At 57.9% G+C, this 19,809-nt stretch carries 18 protein-coding genes and 2 pseudogenes; 6 read left to right on the forward strand and 14 right to left on the reverse strand.

The window, feature by feature from the left end:
• Positions 1-41: 41 nt before the first annotated feature.
• Both yciH and pyrF read right to left on the reverse strand, forming a co-directional pair.
• Complete coding sequence (gene yciH / locus ACORQT_RS13130) at positions 42-368, reverse strand: stress response translation initiation inhibitor YciH (protein ID WP_004930637.1); 327 nt, start codon at positions 366-368, stop codon at positions 42-44.
• Positions 369-378: 10 nt separating this feature from the next.
• Positions 379-1,107: an orotidine-5'-phosphate decarboxylase gene (pyrF, locus tag ACORQT_RS13135; protein ID WP_108680862.1), complete on the reverse strand. Its 729-nt coding sequence runs from the start codon at positions 1,105-1,107 to the stop codon at positions 379-381.
• A gap of 329 nt (positions 1,108-1,436) precedes the next feature.
• On the opposite strand from pyrF, the gene bhsA reads away from it, so the two are divergent.
• On the forward strand, positions 1,437-1,697 hold the full coding sequence (gene bhsA / locus ACORQT_RS13140) for a multiple stress resistance protein BhsA (RefSeq protein ID WP_033643254.1): 261 nt from the start codon (positions 1,437-1,439) through the stop codon (positions 1,695-1,697).
• Between the two features lie 171 nt (positions 1,698-1,868).
• A complete protein-coding gene (locus tag ACORQT_RS13145; protein ID WP_108680864.1) occupies positions 1,869-2,168 on the forward strand; it encodes a hypothetical protein in 300 nt (99 codons plus the stop codon).
• Between the two features lie 61 nt (positions 2,169-2,229).
• On the opposite strand, the gene lapB is transcribed toward ACORQT_RS13145, so the two are convergent.
• From lapB to pgpB, 3 genes are all read right to left on the reverse strand, one after another.
• A complete protein-coding gene (gene lapB / locus ACORQT_RS13150) occupies positions 2,230-3,402 on the reverse strand; it encodes a lipopolysaccharide assembly protein LapB (RefSeq protein ID WP_015378034.1) in 1,173 nt (390 codons plus the stop codon).
• 6 nt (positions 3,403-3,408) lie between these two features.
• Positions 3,409-3,711 (reverse strand): LapA family protein, encoded by a 303-nt coding sequence (locus ACORQT_RS13155; protein WP_033643257.1) that lies wholly within the window; start codon positions 3,709-3,711, stop codon positions 3,409-3,411.
• A 298-nt stretch (positions 3,712-4,009) separates the two neighbouring features.
• Positions 4,010-4,774: a phosphatidylglycerophosphatase B gene (pgpB, locus tag ACORQT_RS13160; RefSeq protein WP_042784666.1), complete on the reverse strand. Its 765-nt coding sequence runs from the start codon at positions 4,772-4,774 to the stop codon at positions 4,010-4,012.
• 278 nt (positions 4,775-5,052) lie between these two features.
• Between pgpB and ribA the strand changes: the two genes are divergently transcribed.
• Entirely contained in the window at positions 5,053-5,646 is a 594-nt protein-coding gene (gene ribA, locus ACORQT_RS13165; protein WP_019452695.1) for a GTP cyclohydrolase II, read from the forward strand.
• A gap of 57 nt (positions 5,647-5,703) precedes the next feature.
• Here the strand turns inward: ribA and acnA are convergent.
• From acnA to topA, 4 genes and pseudogenes are all read right to left on the reverse strand, one after another.
• Positions 5,704-8,377: pseudogene (acnA, locus tag ACORQT_RS13170) on the reverse strand (aconitate hydratase AcnA).
• A 223-nt stretch (positions 8,378-8,600) separates the two neighbouring features.
• Positions 8,601-8,837, reverse strand: coding sequence for a hypothetical protein (locus ACORQT_RS13175; RefSeq protein WP_049866682.1), 237 nt, complete (start codon positions 8,835-8,837; stop codon positions 8,601-8,603).
• A gap of 352 nt (positions 8,838-9,189) precedes the next feature.
• On the reverse strand, positions 9,190-10,164 hold the full coding sequence (gene cysB, locus ACORQT_RS13180; RefSeq protein ID WP_004930690.1) for an HTH-type transcriptional regulator CysB: 975 nt from the start codon (positions 10,162-10,164) through the stop codon (positions 9,190-9,192).
• A 361-nt stretch (positions 10,165-10,525) separates the two neighbouring features.
• Positions 10,526-13,123, reverse strand: coding sequence for a type I DNA topoisomerase (topA, locus tag ACORQT_RS13185; protein ID WP_164057220.1), 2,598 nt, complete (start codon positions 13,121-13,123; stop codon positions 10,526-10,528).
• Positions 13,124-13,550: 427 nt separating this feature from the next.
• Here topA and ACORQT_RS13190 point away from each other — a divergent pair, with 427 nt between their 5' ends.
• Entirely contained in the window at positions 13,551-13,802 is a 252-nt protein-coding gene (locus ACORQT_RS13190; protein ID WP_033643262.1) for a YciN family protein, read from the forward strand.
• A 50-nt stretch (positions 13,803-13,852) separates the two neighbouring features.
• Here ACORQT_RS13190 and sohB read toward each other — a convergent pair whose 3' ends face one another.
• Positions 13,853-14,899: a protease SohB gene (gene sohB / locus ACORQT_RS13195; RefSeq protein ID WP_072627554.1), complete on the reverse strand. Its 1,047-nt coding sequence runs from the start codon at positions 14,897-14,899 to the stop codon at positions 13,853-13,855.
• A 359-nt stretch (positions 14,900-15,258) separates the two neighbouring features.
• Here sohB and ACORQT_RS13200 point away from each other — a divergent pair, with 359 nt between their 5' ends.
• A complete protein-coding gene (locus ACORQT_RS13200; protein WP_033643264.1) occupies positions 15,259-16,020 on the forward strand; it encodes a YciK family oxidoreductase in 762 nt (253 codons plus the stop codon).
• Positions 16,021-16,033: 13 nt separating this feature from the next.
• Positions 16,034-16,624 (forward strand): cob(I)yrinic acid a,c-diamide adenosyltransferase, encoded by a 591-nt coding sequence (cobO, locus tag ACORQT_RS13205; RefSeq protein ID WP_033643265.1) that lies wholly within the window; start codon positions 16,034-16,036, stop codon positions 16,622-16,624.
• A 38-nt stretch (positions 16,625-16,662) separates the two neighbouring features.
• Here the strand turns inward: cobO and rluB are convergent, their stop codons facing one another.
• The 4 genes and pseudogenes from rluB to ACORQT_RS13225 all read right to left on the reverse strand — a co-directional run bounded on the left by rluB (position 16,663) and on the right by ACORQT_RS13225 (position 19,768).
• Complete coding sequence (gene rluB, locus ACORQT_RS13210) at positions 16,663-17,568, reverse strand: 23S rRNA pseudouridine(2605) synthase RluB (protein WP_033643266.1); 906 nt, start codon at positions 17,566-17,568, stop codon at positions 16,663-16,665.
• A gap of 159 nt (positions 17,569-17,727) precedes the next feature.
• Positions 17,728-18,525, reverse strand: coding sequence for an alpha/beta fold hydrolase (locus ACORQT_RS13215; RefSeq protein ID WP_147838011.1), 798 nt, complete (start codon positions 18,523-18,525; stop codon positions 17,728-17,730).
• A 148-nt stretch (positions 18,526-18,673) separates the two neighbouring features.
• Positions 18,674-19,033 carry a Rap1a/Tai family immunity protein gene (locus tag ACORQT_RS13220; RefSeq protein WP_016927523.1) on the reverse strand — a complete coding sequence of 120 codons (360 nt, stop codon included), beginning with the start codon at positions 19,031-19,033 and terminating at the stop codon, positions 18,674-18,676.
• A 115-nt stretch (positions 19,034-19,148) separates the two neighbouring features.
• Positions 19,149-19,768 (reverse strand): annotated as a pseudogene (locus ACORQT_RS13225) (L-threonylcarbamoyladenylate synthase).
• Positions 19,769-19,809: the final 41 nt, after the last annotated feature.

A 19,809-nucleotide genomic window follows, 5' to 3' on the forward strand; every position in this document is an offset into this window, starting at 1 on the left:
TAGCCATGCCGCAGCATTGCACTGCGGCATGGCGATTCGCCTCAACCGCCCGCCAGTTTGACCTTCATGCCTTTGGCTTCCAGCAGCTGTTTGAGCAGATCGCGTTTATCGCCCTGGATCTCGATGACTCCCTCTTTCACCGATCCGCCGCAGCCGCATTTCTTTTTCAGTTCGGCCGCCAGTTTGTCGAGCGCGGCATCATCCAGATCGACGCCGGTAATCAGGCACACGCCCTTCCCCTTGCGGCCGCTGGTCTGGCGCTGGATGCGCACAACGCCATCGCCCTTGGCGCGTTGCGGTTTAACCTCTTCCTGCTTGATGCGACCGGTGTCCGTGGAATACACCAGACGGCTGTTATCGTCATTCATCGGCGGTTCCTCAGGCCAAAGAGGCGCGGATCGCGCGCAGCGTCGCGGCAGGATCCGCAGATTGGGTGATCGGACGCCCAATCACCATATAGTCCACGCCGGCGGCCTGCGCCTGCACCGGCGTCATAATACGACGCTGATCGCCCGCCGCGCTGCCTTCAGGGCGGATCCCCGGCGTCACCAGTTGGAAAACCTGCCCGCAGGCGGCCTTCAGGCGCTGCGCTTCGTGTGCCGAACACACCACGCCGTCCAGCCCGCAGTCGCGGGTCAGGCGCGCCAGGCGCTCGGCGTGTTCTGCCGGACTGGCCTCGATGCCGATGCCGCGAAGGTCTTCCGCTTCCATGCTGGTCAGCACCGTGACGGCGATCAGCAGCGGCGCATCCGCCCCGTATGACACCAGCGCTTCTTTAGCGGCGGTCATCATGCGCGCGCCGCCGCTGGCATGCACATTGACCATCCAAACGCCCAGCTCGGCCGCTGCGGCTACCGCATGCGCCGTGGTATTGGGAATATCGTGGAATTTCAGGTCAAGAAATACGTCGAAGCCGCGCCCGTGCAGATCGCGCACCAGCTGCGGTCCAAACAGCGTGAACATTTCTTTGCCCACTTTCAGCCGGCAGTCTTGCGGATCGATACGGTCGGCGAACGCCAGCGCAGCGTTCTTATCGGCGTAATCCAACGCCACAACGATTGGAGATGATTTTAAGTCATTGTTATTAGCGTTATTTTCAGACTTCATTTCTTCTACCTTCTGTAAAATGGAGATAATCAGGGACTCACCCGCGAAACTGACCGCCGCATTCTACATGCCAGGGGCCAGAAATCCCAGCCACAGCGCGCACCGGCGCTCTGTCATGTTACCTTGCGTCTTTGTCATGGCGCGTCAACGTAAGCGCGTCAGCAATAAACCACGCAGCGTAAAACGCCGTAAAGATGCGTAAATTATCAATCAAATATTTTGAACCACTTGCTCAGCATTATCAGATTTTCAATCGGCCCAGATGCTTTATTATTCACCACATCGGAAGCGAATGGCTTCCTTCCTAAATAAACAGACTGGAGTCACCCATGAAAACCATCAAATATTTTGCAGCCGCTGCCGCTATCGCACTGACCTCTTTCGCCACTTTGGCCGCTGAGCCGATCAACAGCCAGCAGGCCGATAGCCTGACCGCGACCGGCGTCGTTTCCGCAGGCCACGCAACCACCCTCAGCAGCCTGGAGAAAAAACTGGCCGCTAAAGCAGATGCTCAGGGCGCCAGCAGCTACCGCATTATCTCCGCCGGCGGTAACAACATGTTGAGCGGCACCGCGATCATCTACAAATAAGGTTTCCGGTACAGGGCCCGAGATTTCGGGCCCTGCCTCTGTTTCCCGCTTAAAAACCCGCCTTTGCCCCGCTCTTTATTGTTACAAAAATATTAAATTTTTATTACACACTAGACACCCGATCGCCAGTGGCTTAGCTTGAAGGCATCTTCCTGCAGAAAGGCTTTCAAAATGAGCGAGATATCAACACTTACCATTAAAATTCCTCTGGCACTGAAGGAGAAAATCCGCGCCGCAGCCGCTGAAAACGAATTTTCATTGAGCGTGGAAGTGTGCCAGCGCCTGGAAAGCAGCTTCAACGCGCCCGTCGTCAAGGCAGAAAAACCGGCCAAGAAAACGGACGACCTGCACCACGGCGAGATCGACAATCAAAGCACCGAAGAAGAAATCGAACAGCCTCTGAGCCAGAAAGAGCTGAAGAAGCTGCGTCAGCTATTGAAAACCGGCGCTAAAGGCGGCAAGAAAAAGTAAGCGATGAACATAAAAAAACGGGGCGAACAATCGCCCCGTTTTGTTTTGTCTCGCCGCCACGCTATTGTCCGTCCAGACCGCGGATCGGTTTAACCGATGACCAGGCGCGACACGACGGACAATGCCAATAGAGCGAGTGCGCGGTGAAGCCACATTTGTGGCAGCGGTAACGCGGTTTGGTGCGAATTTGCTCGCCGACCATATCGCGCAACAACAGCAGACTCTCTTTCGCACGGCCGTCTTCAGCGTCCGCCAGGTGATAATCCATCAGCCGATAAAACACCCGCATAGTGGGGTGACGCTGCAGCTGACGGTTGATATAGACCTGCACCACGTCGCGCCCTTCGTGCTGCTCGATGATTTCGGCCAGCATCAGATCGGCGGTTGCGCCGGTGTTCTCTTCCACGCAGCGCTTAAGGAAATCAGCCCAGTTGTGCTGCTGTTCCGGCAGATGCGTGTAGCATTCCTGCAGCATCGGCAGCGTTTCGCTGACCAGCTCTTTATCCTGGCTCAGTACGCGCTGCAGCGACTCCGCCGCTTTGGCGTAATCGTTTTGCGCCATGTAAATGCGCCCGAACATGATGGACACGCGCGCGCACTGTTTATCGGCCGCGTCCGCACGCTTGAGCAGGCTCATCGCCCGATCGAGATCGTCGCTGCCCATCGCCTGCAGCGCCAGTTCACAATAAAAGTGCGCGATCTCGACGCGTTGTTTCTCTTTGCCCAGCTTGACCAACTTTTCCGCCACGTCGATCGCTTTCTGCCAGTCGCTGGTCGCCTGATGGATCACCAGCAATTGCTGCAGCGCCGAGACGCGAAAATCCGCTTCGTCAGTCAACTGGCTGAACATGTCTTCCGCGCGGTCATAAAGCCCGGCGGCCATATAGTCACGGCCCAGCTGCTGCACCGCCAACAGGCGCTGCTCAAAGGTCAGGGAAGCGCTTTCCATCAAGGCCTGATGGATGCGGATAGCGCGGTCGACTTCGCCGCGCGAGCGGAACAGGTTGCCCAACGTCAGGTGGGCCTCAACGGTGTTGCTGTCCTCTTTCAACATGTCGAGGAACAGATCGACCGCCTTATCCTGCTGGTTTGAAAGCAGAAAGTTCACCCCTGCCACGTATTCACGCGACAGGCGGTTGGCTTCTTGCTGTTTATCCTGCTGAGCGCTTCTGCGCCCCATGTACCAACCGTACGCGGCAGCCACGGGCAGCAACAGAAACAGCAGTTCTAACATAGAGGGTTATTCCTTGCTGACAACGGCCTGAGCCGCCGGTTCAGCGGGCTGCTCAAGCTGCAGCTCCAGCCTTTTGATCTTGCGCTCGGCGCGGCCCAGCGCAATGCGCGTACGCAGATAGAACAGACCGCAAATGATCCAGCCGAGAATGAAACCGGCGCCAAACAGCGTGGCCAACAGGGTCGATACGCGATAATCGCCCTGCGCAACCAGATAGTTAAAATTGACCACCTGATCGTTATGCGCACCCAAGGTGACGGAAATCACGAAGATCACCAGAACCAACAAAAAAATCAGCAAATATTTCACATTCTTTCCCGCGATGCCGAGTGAATCGGATGAACGATGCCAAAACGTGGCGTCCCTAACCCTTAAGTTAGCATTTCCCGTTGCGGCAGGGAAACCCTGCGGCACGATAAAACCACATATCTGCTGGCATATTCGGCAGTAAACGGCTTTAACGAACAAATTGATGAGAAAGCTTCTCAAAACGTCGAATTTATAAGGATATGGGGGCGACGGCGCGGATTGCAATGGCGGGAAAATGTAAGCGGTTAATGCGGCGCCGATCTGGCGCCGCGATTTTTGTGACATGGTCACATAACGTTCATTTCTCCGGCTTGCGCGCCGCGATTTCCTGCTGCTCTTGCGGCGGCGGCGTCAGAGGACCGAACCAGCGCTGCGCCAGCCAGCAGGTGATCACCACCAGCAACCAGCTGATCAACGTGGCCATCGCCAGATCGCGCGGCCAGTGCATGCCCAGCAGCAAGCGGCTGCCCATTACCCCGGCCGCCCACACCATCAGGATCGCGACGGTTTTGTAATGGCGGCGCGGCCACAGTAGCCCTACGCCCAATAGCGCCCAGGTGGCGGCGAACATGGTGTGCCCCGACGGAAAAGCAAAGCCGGTTTCAAACTGCCAGTGCTTGCGCAGCCAGCTCGGCACCAGCGTCTGGTCTTGCAGTTGCTCGCGCACCAGCGCGCTGCGCTCTTTGCGCTGCAGCGAGTAGAAATACTTGCCGTCCACGCCGTGGGTTTGCTCCAACCACACCACGAAAGGACGCGGCTCTTGCACCCGATCCTTGATCAACGACTTCACGCCCTGCCCAATCACCAGCGCGGCGAAAAGCAGCATCGCCAGACCGATAGCCGGCTTCAGCCGAAAGCGCAGGCACCACAAAAACCAACCGCAGAGGATCGCGCTGGTCAGAATGCCCCACGGCGAGGTCACGGTTTCGGTCACCCAGTACAGCGCTTTCAGCAGCCGGTCATTGCCGCCGGGTTGCCAGTGCCAGCCGGATACCCAGACCGCCAGCGGCATCAACAGCAGCAGCAACGCGCCGCCCGCCGTGCGTTTTGCTATCTCATACATTCCCGTTTTCCTCTGCGTGAATCAGGCTGCAGTGTAACAAGAGTGCAATCTTGATAACACGCGAAAAATTAAACAGATAGACAACCTATCGCAATAATAGGTGGCCAGAAAACGCCATCTGCTGGTTTGCTGAGCACCGCCCGGCAAGAAGTTGTGGCAAAATAGCCGATAATTAACGAAATAGAGATCGGCGTAGCACGTTTTAGTCTTGGTCAATGCACTGACCGGACTTAGGATGCGCGACAATGATTGAATCGTAGGTTTTTGTGGAGAGTGACATGCAGCTTAAACGGGTGGCAGAGGCTAAACTGCCGACACCTTGGGGCGATTTCCTGATGGTAGGATTCGAAGAACTGGCGACCGGGCACGATCATCTGGCGCTGGTTTTCGGTGATATTTCCGGTGAAGCGCCGGTGCTCGCACGCGTGCATTCCGAATGTCTGACCGGCGACGCGTTGTTCAGCCTGCGCTGCGACTGCGGTTTTCAGCTGGAAGCCGCGCTGGAGCAGATCGCCGAAGAAGGCCGCGGCATCCTGCTTTATCATCGCCAGGAGGGCCGCAATATCGGCCTGTTGAACAAGATCCGCGCCTATGCCCTGCAGGATAAGGGCGCAGACACCGTGGAAGCCAACCATCAGCTCGGCTTCGCCGCCGACGAACGCGACTTCACCCTGTGCGCCGACATGTTCAAACTGCTGGGCGTCGACGCGGTGCGCTTGCTGACCAACAACCCGAAAAAGGTCGAGATCCTGACCGAAGCCGGTATCAATATCAGCGAGCGCGTGCCGCTGATCGTCGGCCGCAACCCGAAGAACGAACACTATCTGGCCACCAAGGCCGCCAAAATGGGCCATTTGCTCGACCAGAAGTGATCGCCGCCACGGTGAAAACAATCAGGGCGCCTTGCGGCGCCCTTTTTACTGCACGATTTACAGCATTTTCCTGATTACGTAGTGCAGGATGCCGTCGTTTTCGTAGTAGGTCAGCTCATTGCCGGTATCGATGCGGCAACGGGTGTCGATCACCTCCTTGCGCCCGTCGGCATAGGTGATATGTACCGGCACCGTCTGGCCCGGCTGCAGCTGTTGCAGGCCGCCGACGCTGATCTGCTCGTCCCCGGTCAGCCCCAGCGTTTTGCGCGTCACGCCCTGCGGGAACTCCAGCGGCAAAATACCCATGCCTATCAGGTTGGAGCGGTGAATACGCTCGAAGGATTCGGCGATCACCACCCGCACGCCCAGCAGGCGCGGCCCTTTCGCCGCCCAGTCGCGGCTGGAGCCGGAACCGTACTCTTTACCGGCGATCACCGCCAGCGGCACTTGCTCCTGCTGGTACTGCATGGCGGCGTCGTAGATAGACAGTTGCTGCTGCGACGGAATATGGCGGGTATAGCCCCCCTCCACACCCGGCACCATTTCGTTGCGGATGCGGATGTTGGCGAAGGTGCCGCGCATCATTACTTCATGGTTTCCGCGGCGCGAACCGTAGGAGTTAAAGTCCTGCGGCGCCACGCCGTGCTCGCTCAGGTAACGCCCCGCCGGGCTGTCGCGCTTGATGTTGCCCGCCGGCGAGATGTGGTCGGTGGTCACCGAATCGGCCAAAATCGCCAGAATGCGCGCGTCCTTGATGTCCTGCACCGGATCCGGCTTCACCTTCATGGTGCTGAAAAACGGAGGATGGCGGATATAGGTAGAATCCTCCTGCCATTGATAGGTCGCCGAACCGGTCACCTGGATCGCCTGCCAGTTGGCGTCGCCATCGAACACTTCGCCGTATTCTTTGTGGAACATCTCGGTGCGCACTTCTTCCACCGCCTGAACAATGTCCTGGCTGCTCGGCCAGATGTCCTTCAGGTAGACCGGTTGACCGTCATTGCCCTCGCCCAGCGGCTCTTTGGTCAGGTCGATCTTCATGCTGCCCGCCAGCGCATACGCCACAACCAGCGGCGGTGAGGCCAGCCAGTTGGTTTTCACCAGCGGGTGGATGCGCCCTTCGAAGTTACGGTTGCCCGACAGCACCGCGCCCACGGTCAGATCGCCCTCTTTGATCGCCTGCTCGATAGGATCCGGCAGCGGCCCGGAGTTGCCGATACAGGTGGTACAGCCATATCCCACTAGGTTGAACCCCAGTTCTTCCAGATAAGCGGTGAGCTTGGCGCTGTCGAAGTAGTCGGTCACCACTTTGGAACCCGGCGCCAACGACGTTTTTACCCAAGGCTTGCTGCGCAGCCGCTTTCTTGACGGCGTTTTTCGCCAGCAGGCCGGCCGCCATCATCACGCTCGGGTTGGAGGTGTTGGTGCAGGAGGTGATCGCCGCGATCACCACCGCGCCGTCGTGCAGCTCGTGCTGCTGCCCATCCAGCGTAAAGGGTTTGCTGTCTGCCTTGGTCTTGTGGCCGCCGATATCCAACTCGGTAGCGGCCTTGAACGCCTGCGGCACATTCGGCAGCGCGACGCGATCCTGCGGGCGTTTCGGCCCGGCGAGGCTGGCCTCGACCGTCGACATATCCAGCGCCAGCGAGCTGGTGAATACCGGCTCATCCCCCGGGTTGCGCCACATGCCCTGCGCCTTGGCGTAGGCTTCCACCAGCGCGATTTGTTCAGCGCTGCGGCCGCTGAGTTTCATGTAGCCGAGCGTGACGTCATCTACCGGGAAGAAACCGCAGGTGGCGCCGAACTCCGGCGACATATTGGCGATGGTCGCCCGGTCCGCCAACGGCAGATCGGCCAGGCCGTCGCCGTAAAACTCGACGAACTTGCCAACAACGCCGTGCTTACGCAGCATTTGGGTGACGGTCAGCACCAGGTCGGTGGCGGTAATGCCCTCGCGGAGCTTGCCGGTCAGCTTAAAGCCGACTACGTCCGGGATCAGCATCGACACCGGCTGGCCCAGCATCGCCGCTTCCGCTTCGATACCGCCGACGCCCCAGCCGAGAATGCCCAGGCCGTTGATCATGGTGGTGTGAGAATCAGTGCCCACCAGCGTATCCGGATAGGCCACGCGGCGACCGCTTTCGTCGCTGTGCCACACCGTTTGGCCGAGATATTCAAGGTTGACCTGGTGGCAGATGCCGGTGCCCGGCGGCACCACGCGGAAACGGTTGAAGGCTTTCTGCCCCCAGCGCAGGAAGGTGTAGCGCTCGTGATTGCGCTGCATTTCGATACGAACGTTGTCTTCGAAGGCGTTGTCATCGCCGAATTCATCGACGGTAACCGAGTGGTCAATCACCAGATCCACCGGTGACAGCGGGTTCACCTGGTCGACATTGCCGCCCAGCCGCCGCACCGCTTCACGCATCGCCGCCAGATCCACCACCGCCGGAACGCCGGTAAAATCCTGCATCAGCACGCGCGCCGGACGGTAGGCGATCTCACGGTCAGCATGGCCGGTTTGCAACCAGGCGACGATGGCCTTGAGGTCGTCAACCTGCACGGTATCGCCATCCACATGGCGCAGCAGGTTCTCCAACAGCACTTTCATTGATTTCGGCAACCGGTCGATATCACCCAGCTGCTTCGCCGCCAGCGGCAGACTGTAGTAGTAATATTCGCTATTCAGCGCAACCAGCTTATCCAGACTTGTTTCACGAAGATCGGACGACATAGCTCCTCCATTTCTTATTGTGATTAAAACAGGGTAATCAGTGAGGTCTTGTTTAAAGATACCACAAAGATAAGTTAACGTTTTGATAACAACACGATTTGATCACAGCGATAGGTGAGAACAATCAAGAAGAAGGAAGTGCGAGCGCAGCCAAGGGGTTAGGCCACGCGTCAACGAAAACGCCGCAACGAGGCGGCGTTTTGGCAGGGAAAATCTCGCGGCTTTAGCGGGGTTTGCGCACCAGGCGGCGACATACTGTGAGCACAACTGCAGCAATGATGGCAGAGACACCCAATTTAATGGCAATGACAGCCGAGTCGAAATTATTCATCCCTATTTCACCATCACCGTTAATTTCTATGTTGTTGGAAACGAAGCTGTCGAAAATTCCGTCTGGCAGGTAGCGCAACAACAAAAGGGTTAGCAACAAGAACAGAACAATCCAGAGACTTTTTTTCATTGTGATACCACGCATTTACTGTAATCAGGCTCGCCTTGAACATCTATACGACCGTACGCCATCAGCCCTCGACCTCCAGGCACTCTCACCTTTCTACGCCTTAGCAGCGCATCCCGAAGGATCTGGAAATCACTCGATAAATCAGCGTAGTTAAGCCTGCATATCTGCATAACGTTGAATTTCCATATTCAATTATCCGAACGTTTTGCAGTCTACTTAGAGGCTAACGGGTTGAAAAGAGCGCAGCGGCTTTTCAGGATGATCCTGAGAAACAAGGAAGGTGCGGGTTTCCGGGCTAAAAAAACCCGGTTTGGCAGGCGCCTAACCGGGTTTGATTTGATATCGTCAACGATTACTTAATCGGCAGCTTGATGTCCTTGAACATCGCTTCAATCTCTTCGTTGGAGCGCAGCGCCACTGCGCTGTCGACCACGTCGCGCGTCAGGTGCGGCGCGAAGCGCTGAATGAAGTCGTACATGTAGCTGCGCAGGAAGGTGCTGCGGCGGAAGCCGATTTTAGTGGTGCTGTAGGTGAAGATATCGCGCGCATCCACCGTCACCAGATCCGGATCCTGCACCGGATCCACCGCCATGCTGGCGATCACCCCTACCCCCAATCCCAAACGCACATAGGTTTTAATCACGTCGGCATCAGTGGCGGTAAAGACGATGCGCGGCGTCAGGCCGGCGCGGTTGAAGGCGGTGTCCAGCTCCGAGCGGCCGGTAAAGCCGAAGGTGTAAGTGACGATCGGGTAAGCCGCCAGTTCTTCAATGCTGATGCTGCTTTTGCCCGCCAAAGGATGATCGGGCTTCACCACCACCGCACGGTTCCAGTGGTAGCACGGCAGCATGATAAGATCGTCATACAGGTGCAGCGCTTCGGTGGCGATGGCGAAATCAGCGGTGCCCTTGGAGACCGCTTCGGCGATCTGCGTCGGCGAGCCCTGATGCATGTGCAGCGAGACACGCGGGTAACGCTCAATGAAGCCTTTAATCACGTTGGGCAAGGCGTAGCGAGCCTGGGTATGCGTGGTGGCGACGTACAGCGAGCCTTTGTCCGGGTAGGTGTGTTCACCGGCGACGGCCTTGATGGCGTCTACCTTGGACAGCACTTCACGCGCGATGCGAATGATTTCCTGGCCGGCCGGGGTGACCTGGGTCAGGTGCTTGCCGCTGCGGGCGAAAATCTGGATGCCCAGCTCATCTTCGAGCATGCGCACCTGTTTGCTGATGCCGGGTTGAGAGGTATAGAGCCCTTCTGCCGTCGAGGAGACATTCAGGTTGTGGTTAACCACTTCCACAATGTAACGAAGCTGCTGCAATTTCATATCTTATACCATCCTAGGTTAAACACTGCGGCTTACCCGCAGCCAGGTATATCGGTGTCGCCCCGGTATGCTGAAACTCACAAGCCATAAACCCCGTGTTCTACCCTGATGGTGAAGAAAACGCCGTTGTTAATAAGCTTTAATAATAAAAAAACTTTTTATATAACCACTATACCACGATGCAGCTTCAAGTATAGATCCGCGTCACACTATGATAACGATTATTTTGCATGGGTATCAACGTGAAACGGCAGTGTCGGAGGGATAAAAACAGCAAAGGATAGATCCGTTTGCCCCTTTTCACCAATAAAAAAACCAGCCGCCAGGGCTGGTTTTTCATCTTGCGGTCAGGACATCGGCCTTACTTCTTGCCTTCGACCCACTTGCCGTCCACGTAGAACGCGGACCAACCGGTCGCCTTGCCGTCTTTTTCAGAGGAGACGTACTGCTGCTTGGTTTTACGGCTGAAACGCACCAGCGTTTTGTTGCCTTCGGCATCCGCCACCGGCGCATCGGCCAGGTAGCGTAGTTTCTCCGGCAGACGATCCTTGAAGCGAGCCAGTTCTTCCACCAGCGGCGCACGGGTCTCGCGCGATTTAGGGAAGGTGTTGGCCGCCAGGAACACGCCGGCAGCGCCGTCACGCAGCACGAAATAGGCGTCGGACTTCTCGCACGGCAGCTCCGGCAACGGCACCGGATCTTCCTTCGGCGGCGCGACATCGCCGTTACGCAGGATCTTGCGGGTGTTTTTGCAGTTCTCGTTGGTGCAGCCCATGTACTTGCCGAAACGCCCCATTTTCAGGTGCATTTCCGAGCCGCACTTGTCGCACTCCACCACCGGGCCATCATAGCCTTTCAGACGGAACTCGCCCTCTTCTATCTCATAGCCGTCACACGCCGGGTTGTTACCGCAGACGTGCAGCTTGCGCTGGTTGTCGATCAGATAGCTGTCCATCGCCGTACCGCATTTCTGGCAGCGGCGGCGGGCGCGCAGCGCGTTGGTTTCCGCGTCGTCGCCTTCGAGGATGTTGAGCACTTCCGCTTCCGGCACCAGGTTGATGGTGGTTTTGCAACGTTCCTTCGGCGGCAGCGCGTAGCCGGAACAGCCGAGGAAGACCCCAGTGCTGGCGGTACGGATGCCCATCTTGCGGCCGCAGGTCGGGCAGTCGATGCTGGTCATCACCATCTGGTTAGGCCGCATGCCGCCTTCTTCCGGATCCTTCTCCGCCGTTTCCAACTGCTCGCTGAAGTCGACGAAGAATTCGTCCAGCACCGCTTTCCACTCGGCCTGGTTGTTGGCGACCTCATCGAGGCCGTCTTCCATGCGCGCGGTGAAGTCATAGTTCATCAGCTCGCGGAAGTTTTCTTCCAGGCGATCGGTGACGATCTCACCCATTTTCTCGGCATAGAAACGGCGGCTTTCCACCCGCACATAACCGCGATCCTGAATGGTCGAGATGATGGAGGCGTAAGTGGACGGACGGCCGATGCCGCGTTTCTCCAGCTCTTTCACCAGCGAGGCTTCGCTGTAGCGCGCCGGCGGCTTGGTGAAGTGCTGGCTCGGGACCAGTTTCTGCAGATCCAGCTCGCTGCCGATTTCGACGAACGGCAACGTGCGATCTTCATCGCCTTTGCGCAGAGCCGGCATCACCTTGGTCCAGCCGTCAAAGCGCAGCGTACGGCCCTTGGCGCGCAGCTGATAATCGCCGGCTTTCACCGTCAGCGTGGTGGAATCGTATTGCGCCGGCGTCATCTGACAGGCGACGAACTGACGCCAGATCAGCTGATACAGCTTCTGCGCGTCCGCTTCCATGTCTTTGAGCTGTTCGGCGAGCACGTTCACGTCCGAAGGACGGATGGCTTCGTGCGCTTCCTGTGAATTCTCTTTGCTGCTGTACTGATTCGGCGCCTTCGGCAGGTATTTATCGCCGAAGTTGTCGCCGATGTAGCCACGCACCATGTTGAGCGCATCCTGGCTCAGGTTGGTGGAGTCGGTACGCATATAGGTGATGTGACCGGCTTCATACAGCCGTTGCGCCATCATCATGGTTTTCTTCACGCCGAAGCTCAGGCGGGTGCTGGCGGCCTGTTGCAGCGTGGAGGTAATGAAAGGCGCGCCCGGCTTGCTGCTGGTCGGTTTGTCTTCGCGATCCAGCACCGTGTAGCGGGCTTTTTCCAGCAACTTGACCGCGGCATGCGTCTGCTCGCGGTTGACCGGCTTGAACGGTTTGTCGTGCGCATGGGTCACTTCCATCTGCAGCGCGGTGTCACCCTTCGCCAGCAGATCGGCATGCAGCTCCCAGTACTCTTCCGGCACGAACGCCTTGATGTCGCGTTCACGCTCAACCACCAGGCGCACCGCCACCGACTGCACGCGGCCGGCGGACAGGCCGCGGGCGATTTTTTTCCACAGCAGCGGCGAGACCATATAGCCCACCACGCGGTCCATAAATCGGCGCGCCTGCTGCGCGTTGACGCGGTCAATGTTCAGCTCGCCCGGCTGTTTGAACGCCTGTTGGATCGCGTTTTTGGTGATTTCGTTAAACACCACGCGGCTAAAGCGTTTGTCATCCCCACCGATCACTTCCCGCAGGTGCCAGGCGATGGCTTCCCCTTCGCGGTCAAGGTCGGTTGCGAGATAAATGTGGTCGGCGTTTTCCGCCAACGATTTTAACTCGGCGACCACTTTTTCTTTACCCGGCAGGATTTCATAATGCGCTTTCCAGCCGTGGTAAGGGTCGACGCCCATGCGATTTACCAGCGCTGCCTTCTCATCTTTTTTAACTTTTTTCTTGGCTTTGTCTTCGGTTGAGTCAGCGCTCTTTTTGCTGGCTGAGCCACTGGTCGGCAAATCACGGATATGACCGACGCTGGACTTCACCACGTAGTCACTTCCTAAATATTTATTAATAGTTTTGGCTTTTGCCGGGGACTCAACTATTACGAGAGCTTTACCCATATTTACCTTTACCTAATTTATTTCTTCTAAAAAGAAGTCTTTTATCTCGCCGTGCCGCGGCAATTCGTGTCTCTTTTTTTATATTGCGGCAGTCTGGCAAGAGATCAACAGATTTTTTTCTTTTGGTTGCCCAACTGCTCAACCTGAACGCAAGTTGTTGATCCTGCCTGCTATTCACCCATGCCCCAGAAGTATGGCTGCGTGATTTTTATTCATGGCGTAAACAAAACCTTCCACCCGACGCCGCAAAATCCCACACTGTACCTGATAAAAAGCGTCACGCAACCTAATTAGCACGGAAAGGCAGATTTCGCCAACCGGCCGCCGCCCATGGCCATCCAGACGGCAAATAAACCTTAGTCGGTTTGCGGATAAAAGCGAACCGGCGTTAGAATATGCGCAGCGTTTTTTGTTTGGAGTCTAATAAATGTACAAGAATACTGCACCTATCGGCCGCGAGGCCCTGCTGGCGGAAGCAAATAACATCATCCGCCAACACGAAGATTATCTGCACGGCATGATCGCCACCGACGTTGAACAAAAAAGCGGCGTTTTAGTTTTTCGCGGCGAATACTTTTTAGATGCCGATGGATTGCCCACCGCCAAAACCACCGCCGTATTTAATATGTTTAAACATTTGGCTCACCTGCTTTCGGAAAAATACCATTTGGTCGATTGAGAAAACAAAACGGGGGCGCCTGGCCCCCGTTGATTCCTGCTCTTCTCGCCTTACAACAACGGCTTTTCCCCGCGCTGCCACCAGCGCAACAGCAAACGATCGACGCTTTCCGCCGCGCTGCCGGTGAAACGATCCATCAAACGTTTACGACGTGCATAGCGCACGGCGATCACTTCGTGGTTATCCAACTCGGCGATCAACAAATCGTCACTGGTGCCGATGGCGTCGATAAGGCCTTTCTCTTTGGCCTGGGTCCCGAACCAGTGCTCACCGGTGGCGACGTTGTCGATGTCCAGCGACGGGCGCTGCTCGTGCACGAAGCGTTTGAACAGCTCGTGCGTTTCGTTCAGATCTTCGCGGAACTTCTCGCGCCCCTGCTCGGTATTCTCACCGAACAGCGTCAGCGTACGTTTAAACTGCCCGGCGGTATGCAGCTCCACGTCGATGTCGTTCTTCTTCAGCAGGCGATGGAAATTCGGGATCTGCGCCACCACGCCGATGGAACCGATGATGGCGAACGGCGCCGCCACGATGCGATCCGCGACGCAGGCCATCATGTAGCCGCCGCTGGCCGCCACTTTATCCACCGCCACCGTCAGGCGGATGCCGCCTTTGCGCAAGCGCTCCAACTGCGAAGCCGCCAGGCCGTAGCCGTGCACCACCCCGCCCGGGCTTTCCAGACGCAGCAGGACTTCATCCTGCGCCGAGGCCACCGCCAGCACCGCGGAGATCTCTTCGCGCAGCGACGTCACCTCGTGCGCATCCATGCTGCCCTTGAAGTCCAACACGTACAGGCACGGCTTGGCCACTTCCACCGCGCCGGATTTGGCGCGCTGCTTCTTCAATTTGTCATCAGATTTGGTCTGCTTCTTGAACTGTTTCAGCCAAACCTTTTGCTCGGCAGTATCCATACGCGCCAGGCGCATATCGCGCTGCATTTCGCGATACTGTTCACCGAGATCGGTCAGCTGCAGCTCCCCTTTCTGGCGGCTCTTGCGTTGCCCCAGACTGACCGCCAGGATGGCCAACGCGGCGATGGCGAGCACCACCGTGGCGACCTTGGCCAGAAACAGGCCATAAACAGATATAAACTCCACAGATTCCGCCTTTATTTACAGGTTGTTAGTATGATTCTTTCCATTTTAGCCAACCGCAGCGCCTGCTGTCGCGGCTAAATGAAAATTCATTGCGTTCTGCACGTCACTATGGGGACGATTCAAGGCCGAACCAAGCCGCCGCCGCGCCGCTTTTGTTACAAAAGAATGCCATTTCAGCCTGCTACGCATTGAAAATGCGTACGGATTAAGGCATATAACACCCATTATTCATCAATATGATGAGACAGATTCGCTGCGCGGCCCGCAGAAGGTCGAGCTCTCGCTCCCGCCCTGGCCGCGCGTTTCACCCTTGCTCCCCACGATACGCGGGAGATCAGCCACCCAGGCGAGGATTTATCGTGCATTACCAACCCAAACAAGATCTGCTCGAACAACGCATTATTTTGGTCACCGGCGCCGGAGACGGCATCGGCCGCGAAGCGGCGCTGACCTACGCTCGCTTCGGCGCCCAGTTAGTGCTGCTGGGACGCACCGAGAGCAAACTGCTGGCGGTACAACAAGAGATCGCGGCCCAGGGCGGCGCCCCGGCCCTGGTGGTCACGCTCGACTTGCTGCACGCCACGCCGGAGCAATGCCGGCAGATAGCCGACGATCTGGCGCGCCAAATTCCGCGCCTGGACGGCGTGCTGCACAACGCCGGCCTGCTGGGCGACATTGCGCCGATGGCCGACCTGTCGATAACCATGTGGCAAGAGGTGATGCAGGTTAACGTCAACGCCACCTTTATGCTGACTCAGGCGCTGCTGCCGCTGCTGCTGAAATCCCACGCCGGGTCGCTGGTGTTCACCAGTTCCAGCGTCGGGCGCACCGGCCGCGCCGACTGGGGCGCTTATGCGGTGTCGAAGTTCGCCACCGAAGGCATGATGCAGGTATTGGCCGATGAATACAAAAATCGTAATTTGCGGGTAAACTGCATCAATCCGGGCGGAACTCGCACCAAAATGCGCGCATCCGCCTTCCCGCACGAAGACAAAAACAAGCTGAAAACCCCGGCTGACATCATGCCGCTGTACCTGTATCTGATGGGCGAGGACAGCCGGCGAAAAACCGGCATGAGCTTCGACGCCCAGCCGAACCGCAAACCCGGCGCGGCCGAATAATAAGGAGCGTTTCATGGCGGAAGATCGTCATCAACAGCGCCAGCAGCGCCTGAAAGAACAGGTCGATGCACGCATCGCCGCGGCGCAGGACACCCGCGGCCTGCTGCTGGTGTTTACCGGCAACGGCAAAGGCAAAACCACCGCCGCCTTCGGCACCGTCACCCGCGCGGTCGGTCACGGCATGCGCGCCGGGGTGATCCAGTTCATCAAGGGCGAGTGGCCCAATGGCGAAAAGAATCTGCTGCAGCAACATGGCGTTGAATTTCAGGTGATGGCTACCGGCTTCACCTGGGAGACGCAGAACAAGGCAGGCGACACCGCCGCCTGCCAGGCAGTGTGGCAGCACGGCAAACGCATGCTGGCCGACAGCGGCCTGGATCTGGTGCTGCTGGACGAAGTGACCTACATGTTGACCTACGGCTATCTGGAGCTGGAAGAGCTCAAAGAAGCGCTGCGGCAGCGCCCTGCGCACCAAACGGTGATACTGACCGGGCGCGGTTGCCATCGCGAGCTGCTGGAAATGGCGGATACGGTTACGGAGATGCGGCCGGTGAAACACGCGTTCGACGCGGGCATCAAGGCGCAACAGGGGATTGATTGGTAACAAAACGTTCTGGCCCCGAACGGGGCCAGAATGACGGATTAGCTGCGTTTGCTCGGTTTGCCCGATTTACTCGGTTTGCTGCCCGGCGCACTGCGACGGCCGCTGCCGGCCACCTGCGAGTGACGTTTGACCGCGCGACGGATCTGGTTAGCCTTCACGCGGCGGCGCTCACGCTCCACCGGCATCTTGCTGACCGTTTCCGGTTTCAATTCAACCAGCTCGCGCAGGTAGTTGATCGCCGGCAGATCCAGTTCGGCCCAGCCGCCGCGCGGCAGGCCCTTCGGCAGATCGATATCGCCGTAGCGTACGCGGATCAGGCGGCTCACCTGCACGCCCACCGCTTCCCACAGGCGACGCACTTCACGGTTGCGGCCTTCGGTCAGGGTCACGTTGTACCATTGGTTGAGGCCTTCACCGCCCTGGAAGCTGATGGTGCGGAACGCGGCCGGGCCGTCTTCCAGTTGCACGCCTTTGCTCAGCTGCTTCACTTTCGCATCGTCGACCTGGCCAAACACGCGCACCGCGTACTCGCGTTCCACTTCACGGCTTGGGTGCATCAGACGGTTGGCCAGTTCACCATCGGTGGTGAACAGCAGCAGACCGGAAGTGTTGACGTCCAGTCGCCCTACCGCCACCCAGCGCGAACCGCGCAGCTTCGGCAAGCGATCGAACACCGTCGGGCGGCCTTCAGGATCGCTGCGGGTACACAGCTCACCTTCCGGTTTGTAGTAAGCCAGCACGCGGCAGACCACCTCTTCGGACTCTTTGATCGACAGGACATGACCATCCAGACGAATTTTCATCGCCGGGGTCACTTCAACGCGATCGCCCAGCTTGGCGACCTTGCCGTCGACGCTGACGCGCCCGGCTTCAATCATGGTTTCGATTTCACGACGCGAGCCGTGCCCGGCGCGCGCTAATACTTTCTGTAACTTTTCGCTCATTGAGCAACCTCTAATGTCGCCTTCACAGGCGTCGGGGGGATAACCGCCGCGGCCAATCGCCGCAACGGTAATAATACGTTTATCAGGATCGAACCGCGCATTATACAGGCTTTCTAAGGTGTTGAAACCCACTTTATCGGCGGTGACCCCAAGCGGCGTTCACGGCGCCAAGAAGTCCTCCACCGCCCTCAGCACCGCGTCGGGCCGTTCCAGAATGCCGAGGTGAGTGCGGGCCTCTTCTAAACGCGCCACGGAGAAAAACGGCCGCTCGGCGGCAAATGCCTGCTGTTGCCGCAGATAGTCATCGTGGCGATCCAGCGAGTAAATATGCCGGCACGGCGGCGGCGCGCTCATCCCCGCCAGGCGTTGCAGCGGCGAACCGAATTGCCGGTAGGCCTGTTCGATGGCCACGCCGGCGGCGCGCCAGAGCCGGTCATCTTCCTGCGCCATCTCGACCTCCAGATGGCGTTTGACCCGATCGTGGCGGATGCCGCCCTGCCAGAAGTCGAACAAGGCGTCGCGCGCCGCCAGCCACTGCTGCGGCTGCTGCATGCGGCTCACCGCCGTAAAGAACGCCGGCTCCGGCTGCGTCATGATCCAATCGAGAAACACCATGCCCTGCACCTGCTGCGGCAACGCCTCGGCCAACGCCACCGCCAACCAACTGGCGTGCGCCACCGACAGGGTGATCACGTTGTCCAAACGCAGCGCCGTCAGCAATTGGCGCACATCCTCCAGCAAATCGTCCGCCGTCAGCGACATCTCCGCCGCTTTTGACGACAGGCCGTGGCCACGCCAATCGAGGCTGATCGTCCGATAACGGTCGGCCGCCAGCGCGATGAACGGCTCAAACACGGTTTTCGGTTCGCACCAGCCGGGCAGTAACACCAACGTGAGCGGCCCTGAGCCGATATCCTGATAATCGAGGGTCATGTTGGCACTGTGAAATGCGGTCATATTACCTCCTGCGCGTCTCTCCCCGACCCGTTCGGGAATTACCGACGGGCTAAGGGTGACAGCGCAGCAGGTCATGATCTATTGAAGTTCGTGCGGAAAAGACCCGAGCGCACCTTATGAAAAAATGCGCACTTATTGGAATGGGAATTTAATGGCGCACGCAGGGATAGGCGGCGCTCAACGCCAGCATAATCACCGACGGTGCGGAATAATGCAGTTGCTCGGGATGTTCGTTCAAGTACTGCATTACCGCGTCGGCGGCTACGCCGATGCTCATTCCGGCCTCTGGGCAGATATTGCGATTGCCCTGCATGGAATAGGTATCGAATACGCCGGCGACGTATCCCATAAACATGCCGCCATTCAGCGCTTCGGCCACGGTGGCTTCACCGCTTTTATTTTTTACGTAACCGCCGGATTCCGCCAGCAAACCGCTGCCCGAATAAAAACCCGCATTCGCCATTGAGGAAAATAATAAGGCCGCTAAAAAAGAAACCTGTTTAATCATTGCTGCGCATCCTGCCCATTCTCAATTCTGAAGTCTTCAAGAATAGCGGCTTTCACGCGAAATAGCGTCGCTTCAGCCGTTTTTCAGACAATGGGCAAGGTGGCAATATTTTACATCAGCGGAAAGGCGCCGCGTCGCCGGCGCCTTCGCGCACCACTTCCGGCGAGGATTCGGTCAGATCGATAACCGTGGTCGGCTGTTGGCCGAGGAAGCCGCCGTGGATCACCAGATCGACCACCTTGCCCAAATGATCGCTGATCTCTTCCGGATCGGACTCGGCGAAATCATTGCCCGGCAGCATCAGCGTGGTGGACATCATCGGTTCGTTCAACGCCTCCAACAGCGCCAGCGCGATCGGGTTCGACGGCACGCGCAGGCCGATGGTTTTGCGCTTTTCATTCATCAGGCGGCGCGGCACTTCTTTGGTCGCTTTCAGAATGAACGTGTAGTTGCCCGGCGTATTGTTTTTGATCAGACGGAACGCCGTATTATCGACGTGAGCATAGGTCGACAACTCGGACAGATCGCGGCACATCAGGGTAAAGTTGTGGTTGCCGTCCAGCTGACGGATGCGGCAAATGCGCTCCATCGCCGCCTTCTCTTCCAGCATGCAGCCCAGCGCATAGCCGGAATCGGTGGGATAGACGATCACCCCCCTTTGCGCAGCACCTCTACCGCCTGGTTGATCAGGCGCGGCTGCGGGTTGTCCGGGTGAATATAAAAAAGCTGACTCATGACTTGCTCCTAAAATAATGCCCGCGCGCGTTGCCACGCGC

Origin of the sequence: Serratia sp. (in: enterobacteria) (assembly GCF_052400455.1) — a bacterium.
Taxonomy (GTDB): Bacteria; Pseudomonadota; Gammaproteobacteria; order Enterobacterales; family Enterobacteriaceae; genus Serratia; species Serratia ureilytica.

Coding starts and splice junctions, on each gene's coding strand:
- bhsA (WP_033643254.1), top strand. CDS start 1,437: ATGAAAACCATCAAATATTTTGCAGCCGCTGCCGCTATCGCACTGACC.
- cysB (WP_004930690.1), bottom strand. CDS start 10,164: ATGAAATTGCAGCAGCTTCGTTACATTGTGGAAGTGGTTAACCACAAC.
- ACORQT_RS13145 (WP_108680864.1), top strand. CDS start 1,869: ATGAGCGAGATATCAACACTTACCATTAAAATTCCTCTGGCACTGAAG.
- yciH (WP_004930637.1), bottom strand. CDS start 368: ATGAATGACGATAACAGCCGTCTGGTGTATTCCACGGACACCGGTCGC.
- pgpB (WP_042784666.1), bottom strand. CDS start 4,774: ATGTATGAGATAGCAAAACGCACGGCGGGCGGCGCGTTGCTGCTGCTG.
- cobO (WP_033643265.1), top strand. CDS start 16,034: ATGGCGGAAGATCGTCATCAACAGCGCCAGCAGCGCCTGAAAGAACAG.
- topA (WP_164057220.1), bottom strand. CDS start 13,123: ATGGGTAAAGCTCTCGTAATAGTTGAGTCCCCGGCAAAAGCCAAAACT.
- ACORQT_RS13175 (WP_049866682.1), bottom strand. CDS start 8,837: ATGAAAAAAAGTCTCTGGATTGTTCTGTTCTTGTTGCTAACCCTTTTG.
- ACORQT_RS13220 (WP_016927523.1), bottom strand. CDS start 19,033: ATGATTAAACAGGTTTCTTTTTTAGCGGCCTTATTATTTTCCTCAATG.
- rluB (WP_033643266.1), bottom strand. CDS start 17,568: ATGAGCGAAAAGTTACAGAAAGTATTAGCGCGCGCCGGGCACGGCTCG.
- ACORQT_RS13190 (WP_033643262.1), top strand. CDS start 13,551: ATGTACAAGAATACTGCACCTATCGGCCGCGAGGCCCTGCTGGCGGAA.
- pyrF (WP_108680862.1), bottom strand. CDS start 1,107: ATGAAGTCTGAAAATAACGCTAATAACAATGACTTAAAATCATCTCCA.
- ACORQT_RS13215 (WP_147838011.1), bottom strand. CDS start 18,525: ATGACCGCATTTCACAGTGCCAACATGACCCTCGATTATCAGGATATC.
- lapB (WP_015378034.1), bottom strand. CDS start 3,402: ATGTTAGAACTGCTGTTTCTGTTGCTGCCCGTGGCTGCCGCGTACGGT.
- ribA (WP_019452695.1), top strand. CDS start 5,053: ATGCAGCTTAAACGGGTGGCAGAGGCTAAACTGCCGACACCTTGGGGC.